The 16889-nt window shown below is 34.4% G+C and carries 14 protein-coding genes; 6 read left to right on the forward strand and 8 right to left on the reverse strand.

The features are described from left to right. Positions 1–48: 48 nt before the first annotated feature. Entirely contained in the window at positions 49–723 is a 675-nt protein-coding gene (locus tag WKI77_RS01405; protein ID WP_337860047.1) for a DUF3834 domain-containing protein, read from the reverse strand. Positions 724–917: 194 nt separating this feature from the next. On the opposite strand from WKI77_RS01405, the gene carA reads away from it, so the two are divergent. Together carA and carB are read left to right on the forward strand one after the other, a co-directional pair. Next, positions 918–1967 (forward strand): glutamine-hydrolyzing carbamoyl-phosphate synthase small subunit, encoded by a 1050-nt coding sequence (gene carA, locus WKI77_RS01410; protein ID WP_337860048.1) that lies wholly within the window; start codon positions 918–920, stop codon positions 1965–1967. Continuing rightward, the gene (gene carB, locus WKI77_RS01415) at positions 1964–5119 is read left to right on the forward strand and encodes a carbamoyl-phosphate synthase (glutamine-hydrolyzing) large subunit (RefSeq protein ID WP_337860049.1); all 3156 of its coding nucleotides are present in this window, start codon (positions 1964–1966) and stop codon (positions 5117–5119) included. The genes carA and carB overlap by 4 nt, the downstream gene beginning before the upstream one ends. 130 nt (positions 5120–5249) lie before the next feature. Here the strand turns inward: carB and WKI77_RS01420 are convergent, their stop codons facing one another. Together WKI77_RS01420 and WKI77_RS01425 are read right to left on the reverse strand one after the other, a co-directional pair. Further along, entirely contained in the window at positions 5250–5639 is a 390-nt protein-coding gene (locus WKI77_RS01420; RefSeq protein ID WP_337860050.1) for a hypothetical protein, read from the reverse strand. A gap of 9 nt (positions 5640–5648) precedes the next feature. Then, complete coding sequence (locus WKI77_RS01425) at positions 5649–7049, reverse strand: hypothetical protein (RefSeq protein ID WP_337860051.1); 1401 nt, start codon at positions 7047–7049, stop codon at positions 5649–5651. Between the two features lie 216 nt (positions 7050–7265). Here WKI77_RS01425 and nth point away from each other — a divergent pair, with 216 nt between their 5' ends. Then, positions 7266–7919 (forward strand): endonuclease III, encoded by a 654-nt coding sequence (gene nth / locus WKI77_RS01430; protein ID WP_337860052.1) that lies wholly within the window; start codon positions 7266–7268, stop codon positions 7917–7919. A gap of 71 nt (positions 7920–7990) precedes the next feature. Further along, on the forward strand, positions 7991–9580 hold the full coding sequence (locus WKI77_RS01435) for an amidohydrolase family protein (protein WP_337860053.1): 1590 nt from the start codon (positions 7991–7993) through the stop codon (positions 9578–9580). Here the strand turns inward: WKI77_RS01435 and WKI77_RS01440 are convergent. From WKI77_RS01440 to WKI77_RS01460, 5 genes are all read right to left on the reverse strand, one after another. Beyond that, positions 9577–10365: an MBL fold metallo-hydrolase gene (locus tag WKI77_RS01440; RefSeq protein ID WP_337860054.1), complete on the reverse strand. Its 789-nt coding sequence runs from the start codon at positions 10363–10365 to the stop codon at positions 9577–9579. The genes WKI77_RS01435 and WKI77_RS01440 overlap by 4 nt on opposite strands. 37 nt (positions 10366–10402) lie before the next feature. After that, complete coding sequence (locus tag WKI77_RS01445; RefSeq protein ID WP_337860055.1) at positions 10403–10690, reverse strand: 4Fe-4S dicluster domain-containing protein; 288 nt, start codon at positions 10688–10690, stop codon at positions 10403–10405. Then, complete coding sequence (locus tag WKI77_RS01450; protein ID WP_337860056.1) at positions 10691–11884, reverse strand: NAD(P)/FAD-dependent oxidoreductase; 1194 nt, start codon at positions 11882–11884, stop codon at positions 10691–10693. Beyond that, a complete protein-coding gene (locus WKI77_RS01455; RefSeq protein WP_337860057.1) occupies positions 11877–13703 on the reverse strand; it encodes an FAD-binding protein in 1827 nt (608 codons plus the stop codon). The genes WKI77_RS01450 and WKI77_RS01455 overlap by 8 nt, the downstream gene beginning before the upstream one ends. A gap of 112 nt (positions 13704–13815) precedes the next feature. Continuing rightward, entirely contained in the window at positions 13816–14550 is a 735-nt protein-coding gene (locus tag WKI77_RS01460; protein ID WP_337860058.1) for a hypothetical protein, read from the reverse strand. Between the two features lie 193 nt (positions 14551–14743). On the opposite strand from WKI77_RS01460, the gene WKI77_RS01465 reads away from it, so the two are divergent. Both WKI77_RS01465 and gltA read left to right on the forward strand, forming a co-directional pair. Beyond that, positions 14744–15169: a CBS domain-containing protein gene (locus WKI77_RS01465; RefSeq protein WP_337860059.1), complete on the forward strand. Its 426-nt coding sequence runs from the start codon at positions 14744–14746 to the stop codon at positions 15167–15169. 1 nt (position 15170) lies between these two features. Then, positions 15171–16295, forward strand: coding sequence for a citrate synthase (gene gltA, locus WKI77_RS01470; RefSeq protein ID WP_337860060.1), 1125 nt, complete (start codon positions 15171–15173; stop codon positions 16293–16295). Positions 16296–16889: the final 594 nt, after the last annotated feature.

Consider the following 16889-nt stretch of genomic DNA (forward strand, 5'->3'; position numbering starts at 1 on the left):
ATATAATATTTTAAATAAAATGTATATGTTTACCGATTTAATTATTCATTATGATGAATACTTATGTACAAGTTCTATAAACTTTTCATTATTTTCGGGCTTATGAACGTTTAAATCGGAATTTTTCATTGTATTTACTACAAATTCAACCGGGAACTGCATAGGCAAGTGTGAAATCACGAATTTTGCTGTTTCTTCAGGTTTTTCTTTTAACAGCTTAATTCCAAGATTGTATGCATCAATAAATTCCTTTTCTTTATTAAATACTGTGGCACCGCAACTACCAGGTATCGTTATACCGCTTTTCTTAAAATATTCCTCTATGCTAATTCCTGCCTTGTCTATTGCAGGTACGACTACAGTGTCAACCTTATTGGAATTCATTGCACCCATTAAATCGCCCATGGTGTCGAAATATTCTATTTCAACTTCCTTGTTTGTTTCTCCAACAAGCGCATGGAAAAGAATGTCAGAAGCCCCTCCCTTTCTTGTCATGCCAACCTTATATCCAAGTTTTGGAGCCACTCTTGATAAATTCTCTATTGTCACATAATCTATAGGCAATCCATTCTTAACCAGAGAAACAGTAGAATCTAGAACTACATCTGGTTTTTCCTTCCCTATTTCGGATGATTTTTTGAATTCTATCTCAATATCTTTTATTTCCATCATTGCCGCTACCATTGGATAACAAACCGGTCCTGCTGCTGCTATAACTTTCATATTAATATAATTACAACCATATTAATTAAATTAATGTTAACATGCCTATTAACGATATAATAAATATAATTATGGCCGAACTTAAAATAATTTAGTTTAACTTTTAGATTTGATTATAATATTTTAACCAAAAAATATCAAAAAATATAGAAAATGATATATCTAAAGTTGAAATTAGGTTTTTTAAGATTTAAATGAAAAGATATTTATTGCTTGAGGACGGGTCTTCTTATGAAGGGTATGCATACGGATTTAAAGGTGAAACAAATGGTGAAATCGTTTTCACCACATCAATGTCAGGATATCTTGAAACCATTACCGATCCATCATATGCTGGAGAAATTTTGATTTTCGCTTTTCCGGAAATTGCCAATTATCCATTAAACATGGAGCATATGGAATCAGACAAGGTCCAGGTAGCGGGCTTAATTACAAAAGACGCACATTCAATGCTTTCCAGTGAATATGGAAATCAATTTAATGAATTTCTTAAAGTCAATAAGGTTCCTGCAATTGATGGAATAGATACAAGGTCCATTGTTGAAAAAATTAGAAAGGCCGGCGCTATAAAAGGCTACATAAGAAACAAAAATGAAATGCCGGATGAATTTGAGGATACTATGGATATTAACCTGGTTTCAAAAGTTTCAAGGAAAAAATATCAGTATTATAATTCTGGAAATAAAAAGGAAATCCTGTTTATTGATGTTGGGACAAAAAATAGCCTGATTAAAGAGCTTGGAAAAATAGCATCCCTGCATATTGTTCCATATAACTGTGATTTTTTTAATATAAAATTCCATTATGATGCAATTTTTATACCGAATGGCCCGGGAAATCCGGATCATCCATCAATGGTACTGATTAAGGAATTTATAAAAGAGAAAGCTAATGAGGTACCTGTAACAGGGGTATGCCTTGGAAACCAGCTTATAGCTCTCTCCATGGGTGGGAAAACGGAAAAAATGAAGTATGGCCACAGAGGAGTGAACCATGCGGTTTTAATAAATAACAGAGTTTATATTACATCACATAACCATGGCTATGCTGTTAACAGCGAATCCATGAAAAATACAAAAATGGAAATTACAGGCAGGGATATAAATGATGGAACTGTGGAAATGATAAGGCATAAAGAACTTCCGGTATTTTCTGTACAGTTTCATCCTGAGGCATATCCCGGGCCATACGATGGTTCATGGTTTTTTAATGAAATAAAGAAAACAATTGGTGATGGCATATGAGGTCTGATATTAAATGTACACTGGTTATAGGTTCAGGCCCTATAGTTATAGGGCAGGCAGCGGAATTCGACTATTCAGGATCGCAGGCATGCCTTGCATTGAAAGAAGATGGCATAAAAACAGTACTTTTGAATTCAAATCCTGCAACAATACAAACAGATTATGAGATAGCTGATAGAGTATATATAGAACCTGTAGACCCCGAAAGTGTTATCGAAATAATAAAAAAAGAAAAAATAGATTCGATACTGCCTTCAACAGGTGGGCAGGTTGGATTGAATCTTGTTATACTGCTTGATCAACTTGGAATTATATCTTCATATGGAATAAAAGTTCTTGGAACACCGGTAAAATCAATAGAAATGGCAGAAGACAGGAAAAAATTTTTTAACCTGATGAAAAGTATTAATGAGCCTATTATAGAATCGTATACAATTTCTAAATCTGATTACAGTGAACTTGTACCGGAAATAAAAAAATATCCGCTTATATTAAGAACCGGATTTTCTCTTGGTGGTTCAGGCGGCGTAATAATTAACAGTAAAGATGAATTGCTGGACTATTGCAAAGATTATTTTTCTGTTCATGAAGATGCACTCGAACTTGATGAATCGTTGCTGGGCATGAAAGAAATGGAATATGAAATGATGCGTGACAGCAACGGAAATTGCATTTCAATATGTAACATGGAAAATTTGGATCCAATGGGTGTGCATACTGGAGAAAGCATTGTTACCACGCCGTCACTTACACTCAGCAATGACGATTACCAGAAATTGAGGACATCGGCAATACATATTGTCAGTGAAATAGGGGTAATTGGTTCATGCAATATTCAATTTGCACTGGACCAGAAAAATAATAAATATTATGTTGTTGAAGTTAACCCGAGGACATCAAGATCATCCGCACTTGCTTCAAAGGCATCAGGATATCCAATAGCCAGAATATCAACAAAGATAGCTATTGGATACAGTTTAAATGAAATAAAAAATCCCGTAACAAAAAATACATATGCTGCATTTGAACCATCAATGGATTATATTACAGTAAAAATCCCTAGGTGGCCATTTGATAAATTTTCTGTTAAGCGCCAGATAGGGATAGAAATGAAATCAATAGGAGAAACCATGGGAATTGGCAGAATATTTGAAGAAGCTTTAATGAAAGCTGTAGCATCCCTTGATATAAAAAATACCGCATCTATGAGGCTTTTTACATCACCGGAAAAAACAGTTGAGCTTATGAAGATTCCAAATGACCAGCGATTATTTGCGATCTTTGAAGGATTGTTTCAGGGAATGGATATTATGTCCATTTCCAGGTTAACTGGCTATGATAGCTTTTTCATAGAACAGATGAAAAATATTGTTAATGGAATTTTATCATTAAAACCTAATATAATGCCGGATAATATTGAAGAATTAAAAATGTTGGGAATTTCAGATGAAACAATATCATATTATTCAAAAATAACACAAAACGAAATTATAAAATATAGATTAAACAAATCTATTATCCCATCATATAAAAAAATTGATACCTGCTCTGCAGAATTTGATTCTGATACTGCATATCTATATTCCACATACGATAAATTCAGTGACAATGTTGCAACAGGCCAAAAAAAAGTAATAGTAATTGGTTCAGGGCCAAACAGAATATCCCAGGGCGTAGAATTCGACTATGGCGCTGTTAAATCAATATTATCCTTAAAAAAGCTGGGTTATCAGGCAATAATGGTAAACAGCAATCCTGAAACAGTTTCTACAGATTTTGATATATCTGACAAGCTGTATTTTGAACCGATAACGCTGGAGCATGTAGCCAATATAATAAACTTCGAAAAACCTGCCGGAATCATAATTCAATTTTCTGGCCAAACAGGGCAAAATATGGCAGAAGCTTTATCTGATTTATTTGGCAACATAGTTATTGGAACCAGGCCGGAAGACATATATAGCATAGAGGAACGAACAATATTTTCCAAAACATTAAAAAAATTGGATATCAAGCAACCAGATTTTATAGAAGCTTCAAACATAAATGACCTCGATGAGAAAATAAAAAGCATAAATCTACCGGTTATCATAAGGTCAAGCTTTATCATAGGTGGAAGGGCTATGGATATAATATATGATTATGACATTCTTGCAGATCGTGTCAAGGAGTTATTCATGGATCGCCCCGGTTCACCTGTGCTTATAAGCACCTATCTTCAGAATGCTGTGGAAATTGATGTTGATTTCATTTCCTTCAAGGAAAAGTCTATAATTGCTGGAATCTCTGTGCATATAGAGGAGGCCGGCACACATTCCGGAGATGCAACAATGGTTCTTGGGCCAGGAAGAGTCAGGGAAGATACATTTGAAAGAATACAGAGCATAGTAAATAAATTATCAACAAATTTTAAGCTTTCTGGAATATCAAATCTTCAGCTTGCAATCAAGGATAATGAAATATATGTTATCGAGTTAAATGCAAGGTCTTCAAGGTCTATGCCATTTGTTGCAAAGGCTACAGGGATTAACTGGATTGATTATGGAATAAAAGCCATGCTTGGTATAGATGCACAAATAAAATACGTTGAACCGAAATCGTTCTTTATTAAGGTGCCAGTTTTCCCATTTAAAAGGTTCAGAGACATGGATGTAATTCTTGGCCCTGAAATGAAGTCAACAGGGGAAGCCATGTGCTGTGGTAAAACATTCCAGGAAGCAATGTCTAAAGCAGTACGCATTATGAAAAGGGGATTTAAGTTAGATTCTGTTATAATTACAGTGAATGATGCAGATAAAAAACAGGCGATAAAAATTGGCAAAAAACTATCAGAGAAGGGAATAAAACTGTATACTACACCTGGAACACACAGTGCTTTAAAAGAAGCAGGAATTGAGTCCACTGTTGTTTACCGGGTAAAGGATATGCGGGCACCGGGAATCAGCGAGGTAATAAGAAATGATGATATATCTCTGATTATAAATACGCCTTCTGAATCATATGGATCAATAAGGGATGGATTTTCAATCAGAAATCTTGCCATAAGGAAGGATATACCGCTGATAACAAATATCAGGTTTGCATCGGAGCTTGTAAATTCTCTTTTATCAAATAAAAACACAGGCACCAGAGAGTTATCGGAATACTGGTAAATTTATACTTTTAAATTCTATAATAATATTTTTTACACCATCTTTTGATTTTACCGAGTTTATGAGATTATACATTTATATTGTTTAATAATATGTAAAACACATTATACTTTTTAGATTAAGTTTGTATTTATTGTTCAATTCGATTTTTGTTTCTCATTTTTCTTTTGTTTAATTTATATTCGATATAATAAATAAAATATATTATGGTTACAGGCAGTGAAATCAATCCTGCAATAATCGATCTGATCAGTTCTGTATTAGGATAATAAAATTCAAAAAGTGGTTTGGGAGCGAAGAATGCGGCCAAATTTAATAGTAAGAGATAAATACCAACCTTTAATCTTGCATCTTTATAAGGCATATAATATTTTGAAAAGAAAGGTATCAGAGGATACGCTGATAAGACTGCAATAACAATGGAATAAAAAATCAACTTGGCTAAAAATCCAACAAGCAGCGAAGTTAGCAAAATAAGGAATATAAGAAGTAATGCCATTTTTTCTTTATATGCCTTCATTTTTTGCCTCTATATGTTAGGATTCCAACGTGGGAATATTGATGTATGGGCAGGGAAGAATCCTTCCCAACTACTGAAACTATGGTAAGTTGAAATTATTACTGACGAACTTGGTATAGTGACATCTGTTGAAACGATAACAACGTATCTGTATGAGAAGTTATGGCTGTTTCCTGTAACAGGATTATGAAAATGATCGGTATAAACTCCAATTCCGAAATATGGCAGGTAAATCCAGCTTAAATACCATGCATATGGATGCCAGTAACCCAGTTCCACATATGGATTTATAGTATTACTGGGTTCAGATGGATATGCCGTCATAACATAGGCTATAAGACCAGTTACAGCTAAACCCAGGCCTACAAAACCTGCTGCCGTAGTTGCAGCTGCAGCAAGAGCTGTAGTAGCTTCTCCTCCCGCCGCAAGAGCTGTTGTTGCAACTAACAAACCCCCAAAAATACTCACAAAAGAAGCGATACCGAAATCACTATACGGTAAAGATGCTTTTGATTCTCCTATCCACTCATAACCATTATTTATGTTTCTTGAAGCTGACTGCGGGTCTATATAAAAATTCACAGGATCATTTCCGATAGTCAATGTTGCATTTCCATTAGTTACCATTACAGAATAATTATATTTTCCTGTAGAGTTTACGTATATTCCATTTATATTTCCGGTTTTAATAGTAATATTGTTATTGCCCATAGATGTTATATTTCCGGTTGATTTTATATTATTGGAATTTATTGAAAATGTTGTTGTAATATTTTGATTAAATGTTTTAGTTTCATTAAAGAATGAGGGTATTGATGTATTTTTATAGAATATTTTGTTAATTGTTCGTGGTGCTTCAAATAATTTTAAGGGCATTATTGTATTTGTGAAATCTGTTTTAACTGTTTTATTATAATATTTATATGCATTCACGGTAATTTTATTTGCATTCAAGAAAGATGAGGATGAATACATTGTTAAATTCAAAAACGTTGTGTTTTTCCATGATTGGTGGTTATAATAGTTATTGCTAATTTTTTCTGTTGTTCTGAACAGGCTTAACATTTCATATGTATAATATTTTTCTGAACCATTATAATTTTTTAATGTTGCAATGTAATTATATAATGTACCATTGAATTCAAGTGTTCCTTTTCCATTGATTATGGACAACATACTTGAGTTATCAAAATATGCGAAATCTGATATTACCTTAGAATTGGTTGTATTTGCGCCGAACTCCACCAATCCAGTATTAACAAATTTAGTCACTGCATCTGAAATTTGTGGATTTTCTTCATTAGATTTTATTGCCTGACTATTATTCGAATTAATAGCACCGGAAAACGCAAGCATAACCATAACAACCACAACCATTACCGATAATACCACAATATGCTTTTCCTTCATAATATAATATAATATATAAAATTTTCTATATATAAAATATTGTATTATATAATGATTTGAGTTTCTTTATATACTTATTTACTGCACTCCCGGTATACAGTATTCTTCACAGAATTCTATATTAACATTATCATTTAAAAAAGTTCCTTACTGGAAAAATAAACCCATAAGATGCCATTCCTAAATAATATAAATAATACCATATTATAGAGGTTTATGAAGAACTTTGAAAAAATCTATTCAGAAATCAAGAAAGTAGCTCCAGCGCATCATTTCGAATTCACAGACTCACCATTCTGGATCCTTATTACCACCATACTTTCACAGAGGACTAAAGATGCTGTTACAGATAAAGCAGCCAGATTGCTGTATGAAACCTATCATGATTCGTATGGCCTTGAAAATGCTGACCCGGCTGATATTAAAAAAATTATAAAATTTACAGGATTCAGCAATGTTAAATCACTCAGGCTCATAGAAATAGCTAAAATTATTAATCATGAGTATGGCGGGAAAGTGCCAAACACCCATGAAGAACTTATAAAACTTCCAGGTACAGGCAGCAAAACTGCAAATATAGTACTTACACAGGGATTTAATATTCCAGCTATTGCTGTTGATACCCATGTTTTTAGAATTTCAAACAGGATTGGGCTGGTAAAAACAAAAACCCCGGATGAAACTGAAGAGGCGTTAAAGAAAGTAATACCGGTTAATTACCAGATAGAATTTAATCCTGTATTCGTAGAATTTGGAAAAAATATATGCAAACCAGTATCACCGAAATGTAATATATGTCCCATATCGGATTGCTGTGATTTTTTTCTGAATAATAAGAACAAGGATGCTGTTAAGAAAACCAAAAAATGATAACAATATCCTTCCAGTTAACCGAAACTGTAATTAATGGTGGCTCAATTCATTCAATTAAGAGTGATATCATGGAAAAATATGTTATTATGGACAAATATTTTGATGGAAATAAAATAAATATGTCCTTAAAGGTCTTTAAAATTGAAGATGGGATTATAACTGGTTACACTAATCCTGAAAATTTAGATTCTGATGGCATAAAAAATAGTAATGCCTATATAGATCTGAGGGGAAAATTTGTTACTCCTGGGCTTATAGATTCACATGACCATTTTACTCTCACATCATTGAAATTAAAGTATCAGATTGATTTCTCTTCTGTCCGTTCATTTGATGATTTTAAACAAATTTTAATAGAAAATAAAGATAAAATAATTCATGGGTGGCTGCAGGGATATGGCATAAACGAGTATAATATGAAGGAGAAAAGGCTTCCTGATAAGAAAATAATTGATGAAATATACAGTGATATCCCTGTTTTTATAACACAAATGACAGAGCACTATGGAATTTCCAATTCTAGAGCTATGGAAATCGCAAATATAGAAAAAAATACAGAATCGCCACCAAACAGCAAAATAGGTAGATTTAGCGATGGCAATCCCAATGGAATATTGTATGAAGCAAATGCAATGGACCTTGTAAAAAGAAAAATTCCGGAATACAATAAAGAAGACTATGTAGAAGCAATAAGATTTGGATCTGAACAGTATATAAATTTTGGAATTTCGGCAGTGAAGGATATTGGTGGAACAGGTAAAGATATTAACGAAGAGACAAGGATAAATGCTATAAATGAATTGGCAGAACGAAACGAACTCAAACTTAGAATAGCAATTGCTTTGCCTGTATATTCCATTAATGATGTTAAAAAGAAAATAGAACTATCGAAGATGGTAAAGGAAAACAAAATTGTTAAATTTGCTGGATTCAAAATGTTTCTGGATGGCAGTATTTTATCAAAAACAGCGTGGATGAAAAACTTCTACGCAGATGGACAGGATAATAAAGGCATTTCACTTTGGGACCTGGAACAATTTAAGAAGGCTCTTCAGGAATTATCAGGCACAGGGCATCCTGTGAGTATACATGTTATTGGTGATAAAGCCATAGAAACCGCACTGGATTGCATAGAAGAACTGAATAATGCTGGGAAAGCTTCAAAATATAATCTAATACACTGCTACAAATTAAATGGGGAAATTATAAACAGGATAAAAAGGCTAAATGTAAATATTGAAACTCAGCTTGCTTTCCTGTATTTCATTGGTGATGCAATAAGTGATAATATAGGCCCTGATCAATCTAAATGCCTGTTTCCACTGCGAACTTTAATGGAAAAGAAAATACATGTTTCCAACGGTTCAGACAGCCCGGTTACTCCATTTAACCCAATTTACGGAATCTATTCAAGTATGTATAGAAGGACAATTACAGGGAAAAATGAACAGGTATATTCTGGGCAAGAGGAAATAGATTTAACCAGTGCATTAAAAACATATACAAAAGAAAGCAGTGAAACCATTGGATGGGAACAAATTGGTTCACTGGAAGAGGGTAAAATGGCTGATTTTACTGTCTGGCCAGAGGATCCTGAAAATACTGGCAATGATCTGGAAAATTGGCTTAAAATGAAGCTAAAGGTTTGCAGGGCTTAATTGCCGTGAAATTCCAGTTCCGGCTTATCAGTGGAACCATAGACCTTTGCCATTAAATTATTTGTATCATGATTAAATATTATCGATATATTTTCATTAATTGCTTTTTTCAGCAGCTTCCTTTTCATTTTCATGGTCTGAACTGGATATGAATCTATTGCTGGAATATAATATGGCTTAATGTGGAATGCTGATGGGAAGAGATCACCACCATACATATATTTTTTGGAATTTATATTAAAAAGTATTACCATATGCCCTTCGCTATGCCCACCTGTATTTACTGCAGATATGTTCCCGTTGATCTTTGCCGTTCCCTCCAGTGCCTTTATATTTCCATATATTTTTTTGTGAATGTAGCTTCCCCTGGTAAAGTTATTGGGATGCCTGAATGCTTTTAATTCTTTTGTTTGCATTATAATTTGGGACCTTTTAAATAGCAGGCTGCTGGAAAATATAGATCCCGCATGGTCAAAATGCATATGGGACAATATAATATTATCCAGGCTTTTTAAATGATAATCTTCAGTCAATGATCTGGAAATGTCATTATTCTTTTCTGGCCTGAATATTTTTTTAAACTGATCAGAAAAACTATTTCCAATACCTGCATCTATTGTTGTATTTACATTATTAATTCTCAAATAAGGTATATTGGTGGTTATTCTTATTTTATTGTTGTTATCATTAAAATGTTTAGACCATAATGCTTTTGGGATAATGCCAAAATATGCACCTGCATCAAGTTCATATGTTCCATCATTTAGAAAATAAAGTTCTTCCATAATAAATACTATAAAACAAAAATATAAATGTTTTATGTTATGCGTATCTCAGTGCTATTCCTTTTCCGAATTGAGGGTATTTCCAGTCAATGTTTTCATACGGGCATGAAATTCTTGATGCACCGCATTCAACACAGTTTTCGTATCCTATAACTATTCTATTGTTCTGCCATGAAAAAACATTTGCCGGGCAAATTGAGACACATGGCTGTGGCTCTCCGTACTTGGCAGTGCATTCAAGGCATGTGTTTACATCCTTAATGGCAAGATGTGATTTATCATCCTTTTTATACCTTAAAGTATATAATTTCTCTTCTGTTCTCATTTATCTCATCCTCATAACAAAACTCATCAAATCAGGTATTATATTTCTATAATTGCCTACCATGGTATTTCTGATACCTATTAAATCTCCTGATGCCCAGCCCTCAAGCAAAGTTGATACCATGCCCATGTATTCGCCAGCTTTATTTCCAGACATGAAATCAGCTTCAAGCTTTCTTTCCTTTGCAATTTTTGAAATTTCAGGATCTTTCATAAGGTTATATCTGTAGATTTCCTTACTATAGTTATTAACGGCTGCTTCTGCGGCCAGTGTCCCTGATGCTATTGCAGGGGTAATTCCATCAAATGTCAGTGGATCTACAAGCCCAATGGCATCACCGCAGAGATATACATTTCCCTTTGCAACGTTAGAATCTGGAAAACCGCCCTCAGGTATAACTTTAGCAGAATATTCTCTTAAAGAATAGCCCTTCACCTTTTCGGCTATGCCTGTCTTTTCAAGGAATTCATCAAGAAGTTTTTCCGGGCTTATCTTTCTATCAAGGAGTTCTTTAATTGGTGATCCAATTCCAACTGCAAGGCTATCCTTGTATGTGTACATAAATCCTGCTACAAGTGGATCAGACATGATCATTCTTGCTGCCATTCCTGTATTGTCATCTGGAAATCCAAAAATGGTGTTAAGATCTCCTTTCTTTATTGAGTAAACCATTTTTACTGCCTGTACTGAATTAGCCGGTGTCCAGTCTCCGTTTATTCCAGATTCCATGGATACTAAAGCATTTACACCTTCAGCAAGGATAAATGATTTCGCTGCAACATCACCGCGGTCTGTTGTCAAAGATTTTGCAATTCCATCTTCCCAATTCAGCTTTAGTGCAGTTGTTTTTGTAATAACCATGGCACCTGCACTTTCAGATACGGAAGAAAGCCATTTATCAAACTTTAATCTTCCAGTTGTTACAAGCCCTTCCGGATGGAACTCAATATCAACAGGTTTATTTTTATTGTAAAGTGAGAGTTTTATAGTTTCTACATTTCTTTCGAAAGGCATTCCTTCACCAAAAACGGAAGTTACATAATTTTTCCTTATCATTGCGCCTGAGACATTTTTTGAACCAGGCTCTGGCCCTCTTTCTATAACAAGTACTTTCTTGCCTTCAGAAGCTGCTTTTAGGGCTGCTGCAGATCCTGCTGGCCCTGCACCTACTATAACTATATCATATTCAAGCATTTACATCACCTAATTTTTTAATAAGTTCTGGAACTATTTGAAACACATCGCCTATAACACCATAATCACAGTTTTCAAATATCTGGGCTTCCGGATCGGTGTTTATGGCTATTATTCTTTTAGATCCCTGAATTCCAACCAGATGCTGTATTGCTCCAGAAATTCCAAGGGCAAGATATAGATTTGGCCGTATGGTTGTTCCTGTCTGACCTACCTGCCTGTCTTTTGGATACCAGTCTGCGTCTGCAAGCGGCTTGCTTACTCCCACTATTCCGCCAATTTCTTCAGCGAGCTTTTCAACCATCTTTAAATTATCCTTATTTACAAGCCCCCTTCCAGCTCCAACCACAACCTGTGCAGCTGCAAGTACATTGGTTTTTTCTATATTTTTATAATCTGTGATTTTGAATCTTGTTTCAACTTTTTCCAATTTATCCTTTATTACTTTTCCTTTAAATTCCCTTTCAGGCAAAGCGGAAAACACACCTGCCCTGGTAGTAACCATGATAGGCTTATTATTCGGGCATATAATTGTTGATGTTTCTTTTCCGCCGAAATCCGGCCTGGTAGCCTGTAGCTGGCCCTTTTCATCCACGTCAAAAATGATGCAATCTGCTATAAGCCCCGTATTTACTTTTATTGCTGTTGTGGCTGCCAGTTCTCTGGAATTATATGTTCCTGGGAAAAACAGCGAATTCGGTTTGTATTTATTTATCATCATTTCAAGAGCTTTTGTGTAAATATCATTATCATATCTTTTTCCATTCTGGACTTCACAGTAATATGCCTCATCTGCCCCAAATTTAAAGGCTGTGTCAACAAGTTTTTCATCATCAGTTCCTATTATAATTGCACCAAGCTTTGTATCCATTAAATCCGCGACTCTTCTGGCTGCACCAAGTATTTCAAGTGATGTTTTATTTAGCTCGCCATCAAAATGGTCTATGTATACCCATATATTATCATCAACTTTTGTAACAGGTTCTGGCTTTTCATATGCAGCGTCCATTTCTTTTAATCCTTTCAAAGATTCCTTTATTTTAGAAACAAGGAAATCAACTGTTTTGTTTAAATCCTCATTTTTAATTATTTCCGGGTTTCTCATTTTAGGTGGAGGCCTGACCTTTATAACCTTTGTGGGTGATGCTGCAAGGCCTATTTTTTTAGGGTCTGCATCTATATCTGTTTTTGAAAGCCTTGTTACCTGGAATGTCATGGATTTTACCATGCCTTCCAGTGTGGCTTCCCTAGGGGTGTTGGAATTTTCGGTTATTGTTGCAATAAATGGCATTTTAACTTCTACAGTTTCGGTATCGAATTCCGTAGTTCTCTGTAATCTGGCAACTTTTGTGTTCATGTCGATATCGATAATTTTATCAGTATAGGCAACTTCTGGAATTCCTAGCCACATTGCGGTCTGAGGGCCTACCTGCTGAGTTTCGCCATCAAGTGCTCTGCGGCCAAACAATATTATATCTGGTTTTCCGATTTTATTAATTCCTCTTGAAACAGTATATGATGTCGCCCATGTATCCGAACCGACCATTGCTGCATCTGTAATTAAATATATATTGTCAGCTCCCATAGCCACAGCCTCCCTGAGTGAAATATCTCCTCTGGGAGGGCCCATGGAAACTATTGAAACGGTACCGCCATATTTTTCCCTCAGGCGAAGAGCCTCTTCTATGGCGTGTAGATCAGGAGGGTTAATAATGGCTGGAACTCCCTCCCTGACCAGGTTATTCGTTACCGGATCGATCCTTAAATCATCGGCATCCGGTACCTGCTTTACAGAAACAACAATATTAATGCCTTTCATAGAGGTATATGCAAAGTGCTATTAAAAAGCTTTTTCACAGGAAATAATATTGTATCTCAAAGTTTATAAATAATAATGAAAAGATCTGGCAAAATAACGGAAAATGTTGTTTTTATAATCTTTTAAAAGAAATTTTATATTTTCTGATCATATATAGAAGGACCAGGAACAGGATTCCAATGGATGCAATGCTTAAAAGAATTTCATTAAATGTGCTGCCATATATTTGATCTAAATAAAAAGAACTAAGAAATGGGCTTGCACCAATAACTATACCAAAGAATGTTCCCGTAGCACATGCGGGGCATACACCGATGGCACCGACAATAGAAAGTGGAGTCGCTTTCTTTAATTTCATGCCCATAATTGAAAATGAAAATATTGAACTTCCGATGATAGCTGCTGCTAACAATGAGATAACTTGAAATGGATATACATAAATTCCAATTAAATGAGAATAATAAAAAAGAAAATTTGGTGTGAACATTGGGAGGCCATAAAGGAAAACAACATAATGTGGATAGTGGTATCCAGATGGGGCTATATGTAGCATTCCTCCTGCTATAGCAAGAATCAGAGAATATATTGCCAATATCGGATAAAAATGCTTTAATTTTGGAATGCCATATTTTGTTATTATGTAGTAATAAATGGAAAGCCCTATTGATACAGCCCCTGCTATCAATATAATATTATCTGTGTATGTATAAAATTTGGCTGTTTTTACTGAGGCGACATAATTGTACGAATCAGGATAAAATAAATTTCCAAATTTTGAATAAATTTCAATGCCATTGATTATTAAAACAATTCCAAACAGAAACAGAATTAAACTTTTATTTTTCACCTATAGTATAATATAATCATTATAAATAATGTTTTATAGCGATGATTTTCTATATTATCATATTTTTGCCTCTTTTGCAAAGTAGTTTTTAAGGTAAAATACATAAATTGCCGATTTTAATATGGAAAAAAGGCAGGGCAAGGCATTTTTTTACCAAACATAATCTTTAAATTAAACTGTAACATATTAAATTATGACTCTGGAAATAAAGAATATAATGCAGAAACAACCCATTTATGTTGAAAAAAACTCGACTTTAAAAGAATGCACAGAGAAGATGACAAATGGAAATAAAGGGTCACTTTTGCTTGGTTCTCCTATTGCACTTGAAGGAATTATCACCGAAAGGGATATTATCAAGGCAATTGCCGAAGGAAACAGTCCTGATGCCAATATTGGAAATATTGGAACCAGAGTAAATCTAATTTCTATTTATGAGGATGAATCTATAACAAGAGCAGCCGTGCTTATGAGCAAACATAATATAAGGCACCTCATAGTAAAATCAAGGGAAGGCAAAGTAACAGGAGTTCTATCCACGAGAGACCTGATGCGGGAAAGCTATACTTTGAAAGAGCTGGCAAACGTAAAAAATTCAGATTGGTTTGGAAGTGATTAAAATGGCAGTAAGTTTAGGACTTGAAGATGTATTTATAAAATATACAGGATTAACATATATTGATGGAAATGAAGGAATACTTAGATACAGAGGATATGACATTAATGATCTGGTGCAGAACACCAGCTTTGAAGAGGTATGCTATCTAATGGTAAATGGGGAACTGCCAAATTCCGAGCAGCTGCAGGAGTTTAAGAGAAGCATAAAAGATCATTATAAATTGCCGCCCCATGTTATTGAATTAATATCTGATTTGCCCAGGGAAGCTGACACTCTCACAATGATGGAAACGGCATTTGCATCTCTCTCTTCTGGGGATTATAAATGGAGCAAAGAGAATGATAGGGTTCAGGTTCCAAAAATACTTGGAGAAAATCTCGGAATAATTTCAAATATATACAGGCATAAAATGGGAATGGAACTGAAAAATCCTGATCCAAAATATGATTACGCCGAAGCTTTTCTGATGAATTGCTTTGGAAGAACTGATAATAGTAAAATTTCAGCTATGAATGCGGCACTGGTTATATATGTTGACCACGAGGTTCCAGCATCAACAACTGCGGCACTGGTGGCATGTTCCACATTATCCGATATGTACTCATGCATAACAGCAGCAACAGCTGCACTGAAAGGGCCATTGCATGGTGGCGCCGCTGAAGCAGCATATAAACAGTTACTGGACATAGGCAATATAGATAATGTAGAAAATTGGTTTAAAACGAATATTATTGATGGCAAAAAGAGGTTAATGGGATTCGGGCATAGAGTATACAGGACATATGACCCGAGAATGAAGATATTTAAAAAGCTTGCAACAACTCTTGAACAGACAGAGGAGCAAAAAAAACTATTTGAAATAGCAAAGAAACTGGAAGATCTTGGAGTTGCCGAGTTTGGATCTAAAGGAATATATCCTAATACAGATTATTATTCCGGAATAGTATTCAATGAAATCGGATTCCCAATATATATGTTTACAACTCTATTTGGATTTTCAAGAGTTCTGGGATGGCTTGCACATACAACGGAATATGTGGAAGAGGAAGAAAGGCTGATAAGGCCAAGGGCAGTGTATACTGGACCGGATAGGAGAGATTTTGTAAAAATGAAAGACAGGAAATAATTATTTCTTAATTTAATATTAATAAATTTATGGTAAAGTGAATGATGTTGTTTCTTATTACAGATGTAAGAATTTTCATTCAATTATTTAAATTATGCAATTAAACTAAGGCTTATTAAAATTTGAAAAATACAGATAAATCTCCGGCCCTATTTCTATGCCAACTCTTCTGCCTGTTTGATGGTTAAAAATTTATAATTGGCATATGAAAGGATGTCAAGGATATTGCCGTATTCCACAGACCATGACATATTAATTTCTTTGTCATTAAATATTTCCTTTATTTCATTTAGAGTATTATCATTTTGGGGATACTCCAGGCCCTGGTATTGGAATTATATCGATATCCTTTTATATTCTTCATTTTTGAAATATAATATATATTGTAAGGAATGGAAACTATAATTCGTCCGTCATCGCCTTTCCTAATTATAATCTCATCTTCCATTTAAAAGGTAATTCCTGTCCGATATGATAATATTATACATTTATAATTTTATTGATTAAGTTACTAATGTTTAATTAAAAGATGTTTATTTGCTACAAATTATTATCGCCGGTGCTATATCACTTCCCACTATAATTGGAATGTGC

Origin of the sequence: Ferroplasma sp. (assembly GCF_037442045.1) — an archaeon.
Classification (GTDB): Archaea; Thermoplasmatota; Thermoplasmata; order Thermoplasmatales; family Thermoplasmataceae; genus Ferroplasma.